This window comes from Bacillus sp. FSL L8-0152, from assembly GCF_038006365.1.
Classification (GTDB): Bacteria; Bacillota; Bacilli; order Bacillales; family Bacillaceae_G; genus Bacillus_A; species Bacillus_A cereus.
In genome coordinates this window covers 275,001-280,000 of record NZ_JBBOVB010000001.1, presented here as the reverse complement: position 1 = coordinate 280,000, position 5,000 = coordinate 275,001, and the positions used below count along the sequence as shown (strand labels likewise).

The window sequence follows — 5,000 nt, the reverse complement described above, 5'->3', positions numbered from 1 at the left end:
AACCACACTAATATATTTATTAACTATCCCTGTTTCACTGAAATATCAGCCTTATATCTCTTTCATCTTTAGTATCATCTATTTCCATACAGCTATATTCTCTTAATAAATATTTAAGATATGCTCAAGGTTCGAATTGATTAATAGTATTTCCTTTTTAAACACATATACTGGATTAAAAATACGCACCTCAATGTACCAAGTGTACCGAACACACATATACAGAACACTCGTTCCTTTCATTACTTCACTTTTTATATAACATTAATAGATATTAATCCCATACCTATATTTACGTTTTACTGCTAAAAGAGCGAATCATTTCACTAACAAAGCATTTAGTTTCATTTCTAGTATATATCCCCCTTTTGAAATACATATAGAATCATAATTTCCGTTGTTTCTATCTCCCCCCTAAGAATACACAACCATACAAAAACAATTCTACAACAAGGTATACGACGGCTGCACAATTATAAATCTTAATCCTCTCAATACCTACAGGGGTGCTGTCCGCCTTTAACACAAATATATACTAAAAAAATTTCAATATAAAATGGCCGGAATTTCTACACTAAGAAAAATCCGGCTCTTATTTTTAGGCCACAGCCAAAATCATTTTTACATTTAGTATTAAATGTCTATTCAATATTCCCTACTCCGCTCTGCTGAAGGTGAATGTATCATATCTGTCACTGCACGATATAAATTTTCTGGATGTTCAGCTATCCGGTGACATAGATACAAGTACCACTCTTTCCCATAAGTCAAATATACTCTAGCGTTATGTCCTTTGTTTTTCAAATCTCTTAACATATCCGGACGAATTCCATATAGCATTTCTATTTCTACATTAGTTTGACTAAAATATTGACGTTGCTCCATCTCTGTAATAAGAATTTCATCATGTGTAGCTATAGATACAGGATGATTGTGTTCAACTAATTGTTCTACAATTTGAAGATACTGTTGATTTAAATCAGTTGACCTAGGCATAGCAATATCCGGAACTTCTTGATAGGCACCTTTTACAACTCTTATTTTCCCTGGATAATGAAGGAGTTCTTGAATATCATTGTTTGAGCGATATAAATGTGTCTGTATTGTTATCCCTACATTATGATATTGCTCAGTTACCTTTTTATAAATGGAAAGAATGTCCGCTGCTTTAGATGATTCTTCCATACTTATCATAAGGGTAGTTCCATGTACTTTCGCCTTCTCTGCCAACTCCATTAAATGAATATAAGATATTTCTGGATCTATAGATAACCCAATATGCGATAAATCGAGTGATACTGTTTGTTTCATCGATAGAGTACCCATGTCCCCAATAAGATTCAAAAACTCATTTTTAGCTTTATAACATTCCTCTATATCTAGAGTATTTTCCCCTATGTATTCTAGTGAAGTATGATAACCTTTTGTAATTAGTTCCTTTGCCGTCCCAATCCCCTCATGTCTCGTTTCTCCGGTGACAAAGCGTTTCGCAGCTTGTAATAATAACGCATAGAGTTCAGTAGATTGTTGTACATAGGATTTTATATGTTCATTTCGTGCAATCGATTTAAATGCCTGAGCTACTTGGAATTCTGGTTTAGTCATCACATTTTCATCCCCTTTAGAACTATTTGATCCAACTATAGCATGCTAAAATGGTTTGTATTAGTACCATTTCACCCAAACTTTTATGGTACCAATTTTGCTGAAGGGAGCATTTATATGCTTTGGATACCTATTGATCGATCGTTAGATATAAGTTTAATTCGACAGGTTTATCACCAAATACGTGAACGAATATTAAACGGAGAGCTGCAATCCGGAGAAAAACTACCATCAACACGGGAATTATCTTCTGAGTTAGGGGTGTCTAGGAACGTAATTTTAGAAGCTTATGATCAATTATTTTCCGAAGGTTTTTTGGTCACTCAGCAAGGAGCCGGGACATTCATTGCAGAAGGGACATATTTAGAACAACGTAAAAAATTAACTCTAATTGATTCTTTATCTTGGTGCGAAGAAAGAAACAAAGACAGTAATATCATTAATTTCCGTTCAGGGATACCAGCATTAGACTTATTTCCACGTAAGGGATGGGCAAAGTTATCCCACACTATATGGAATGAAACACCTCCTTCTACATTTGGATACGATATTCCCGAAGGGCGCCCCGAATTAAGAAAGGTTTTATCACGCTATTTACTAAAAACAAGAGGAGTTTTTTGTCATCCAGAACAATTGGTGATTACTTCCGGTGCAACTCAAGCTTTAACACTTGTTTCTAAGTTACTTTTATCACCAGGTGACGAAGTACTAATAGAAGATCCCATCACCAATGACATTCAAACAATTTTTAAAAATTCAGGAGCCTTACTTTCTCCTATACCGGTTGATGATAATGGAATGGATACATCTTTGCTGCCTGCAAATAAAAATCCAAAATTCATCTTCATTACTCCTTCTCATCAGTTTCCTTTAGGTGGAACGTTACCGATTCAACGACGGGTTCAATTGATTAACTACTCAAGAAAAACAAATTGTTATCTTATTGAAGATGATTATGACAGTGAGTTTCGATATGAAGGTTCACCTGTAAGTTCATTACAGGGATTGGATCCCGAACGTGTTATATATATAGGTTCATTTAGTAAAATTTTATCACCGGCCCTTAGGATGGGATACTTAGTTCTTCCCTCACACCTTATTGAAAAATGTCGCAGGGTAAAATGGTTTTCCGATCTACATACACCTTCTTTAAATCAGCTTGTCCTTGCTAAATTTATTGCCGAAGGTTATTTGGAACGGCATATTATGAAGATGAAAAAAATCTATAAAAATCGAAGAGACTTCCTTATCCAGCAATTAAAATCAGCATTCTCAAATAAAATCAATATTTTTGGTTATTCTACAGGATTACACCTGATTGTTGAATTCAATCAAGTTCAATTCACACAAGAATTACTTGAGAAAACCCAACAACTCGGAGTGAAGGTATATCCTGTGGAAGACCACGCCATTGAAAAAGGAAAACATCACAATCGAATTATTATAGGGTATGGACATTTAACAACTGAAGAAATAAAAGAGGGTGTGAGTAGGCTACAGAGGGCAATACCTCGTATATATTCTTGTTAACAAATAGACTTTAAAGCTCAAATTAAAGAGCCTAAAAAACTCAGCCTTATTTTTCTGAAGGTATGCTAAAACAAAGCTATTTCTTACTAGATAAACGTACTCATAGAGCCGATATTAATTACACGCTTATTTCATTAAACACAAAAAAGACGAGTCATTATGACTCGTCTTAAAGTTGCTTGGCGACGTCCTACTCTCACAGGGACAAGGTCCCAACTACCATCGGCGCTAGAGAGCTTAACTTCCGTGTTCGGTATGGGAACGGGTGTGACCTCTCTGCCATCATCACCAAACTATGAAGGCATATTCCTTCAAAACTAGATAACATTTGCTACATATTATATGGTTAAGTCCTCGATCTATTAGTATTCGTCAGCTCCACATGTCACCATGCTTCCACCTCGAACCTATCAACCTGATCATCTTTCAGGGATCTTACTAGCTTACGCTATGGGAAATCTCATCTTGAGGGGGGCTTCATGCTTAGATGCTTTCAGCACTTATCCCTTCCGCACATAGCTACCCAGCTATGCCCTTGGCAGAACAACTGGTACACCAGCGGTGCGTCCATCCCGGTCCTCTCGTACTAAGGACAGCTCCTCTCAAATTTCCTACGCCCACGACGGATAGGGACCGAACTGTCTCACGACGTTCTGAACCCAGCTCGCGTACCGCTTTAATGGGCGAACAGCCCAACCCTTGGGACCGACTACAGCCCCAGGATGCGATGAGCCGACATCGAGGTGCCAAACCTCCCCGTCGATGTGGACTCTTGGGGGAGATAAGCCTGTTATCCCCGGGGTAGCTTTTATCCGTTGAGCGATGGCCCTTCCATGCGGAACCACCGGATCACTAAGCCCGACTTTCGTCCCTGCTCGACTTGTAGGTCTCGCAGTCAAGCTCCCTTATGCCTTTGCACTCTACGAATGATTTCCAACCATTCTGAGGGAACCTTTGGGCGCCTCCGTTACACTTTAGGAGGCGACCGCCCCAGTCAAACTGCCCACCTGACACTGTCTCCCGGGTCGATAAGACCCGTAGGTTAGAATTTCAATACAGTCAGGGCGGTATCCCACCAGCGCCTCCACCGAAGCTAGCGCTCCGGTTTCAATGGCTCCCGCCTATCCTGTACAAACTGTACCAAAATTCAATATCAGGCTACAGTAAAGCTCCACGGGGTCTTTCCGTCCTGTCGCGGGTAACCTGCATCTTCACAGGTACTATAATTTCACCGAGTCTCTGGTTGAGACAGTGCCCAAATCGTTACACCTTTCGTGCGGGTCGGAACTTACCCGACAAGGAATTTCGCTACCTTAGGACCGTTATAGTTACGGCCGCCGTTTACTGGGGCTTCAGTTCAGAGCTTCGCTTACGCTAACCCCTCTCCTTAACCTTCCAGCACCGGGCAGGTGTCACCCCCTATACTTCGCCTTACGGCTTCGCAGAGAGCTGTGTTTTTGCTAAACAGTCGCTTGGGCCTATTCACTGCGGCTTTCCGTTAAGAAAGCACCCCTTCTCCCGAAGTTACGGGGTCATTTTGCCGAGTTCCTTAACCAGAGTTCTCTCGCACACCTTAGGATTCTCTCCTCGCCTACCTGTGTCGGTTTGCGGTACAGGCACCTTTTATCTCGCTAGAAGCTTTTCTTGGCAGCGGGGAATCAAAGACTTCGCTCCATAAGGAGCTTCCCCATCACAGCTCAGCCTTCACGATAAGCGGATTTGCCTACTTATCAGCCTAACTGCTTGGACGTGCACAACCAATCGCACGCTTCTTCTATCCTTCTGCGTCCCTCCATTGCTCAAACGATAAAGAGGTGGTACAGGAATATCAACCTGTTGTCCATCGCCTACGCCTGTCGGCCTCG

At 40.5% G+C, this 5,000-nt stretch carries 2 protein-coding genes and 2 rRNA genes (1 of these 4 only partly in view); 1 reads left to right on the top strand and 3 read right to left on the bottom strand.

The window, feature by feature from the left end:
• Positions 1 to 645 precede the first annotated feature (645 nt).
• A complete protein-coding gene (locus tag MHH27_RS01580) occupies positions 646 to 1,605 on the bottom strand; it encodes a proline dehydrogenase family protein (RefSeq protein WP_090979131.1) in 960 nt (319 codons plus the stop codon).
• 117 nt (positions 1,606 to 1,722) lie between these two features.
• Between MHH27_RS01580 and pdxR the strand changes: the two genes are divergently transcribed.
• Positions 1,723 to 3,135 carry a MocR-like pyridoxine biosynthesis transcription factor PdxR gene (pdxR, locus tag MHH27_RS01575; protein ID WP_090979133.1) on the top strand — a complete coding sequence of 471 codons (1,413 nt, stop codon included), beginning with the start codon at positions 1,723 to 1,725 and terminating at the stop codon, positions 3,133 to 3,135.
• Between the two features lie 177 nt (positions 3,136 to 3,312).
• Here pdxR and rrf read toward each other — a convergent pair.
• Together rrf and MHH27_RS01565 are read right to left on the bottom strand one after the other, a co-directional pair.
• Positions 3,313 to 3,428: ribosomal RNA gene (gene rrf / locus MHH27_RS01570) — 5S ribosomal RNA — on the bottom strand.
• A 49-nt stretch (positions 3,429 to 3,477) separates the two neighbouring features.
• A 23S ribosomal RNA gene (locus MHH27_RS01565) occupies positions 3,478 to 5,000 on the bottom strand; it runs 1,399 nt beyond the window's last position.

Bases quoted from the DNA above. Each gene is read 5' to 3' on its own strand.
- MHH27_RS01580 (WP_090979131.1), bottom strand. From the start codon at position 1,605: ATGACTAAACCAGAATTCCAAGTAGCTCAGGCATTTAAATCGATTGCA.
- pdxR (WP_090979133.1), top strand. From the start codon at position 1,723: ATGCTTTGGATACCTATTGATCGATCGTTAGATATAAGTTTAATTCGA.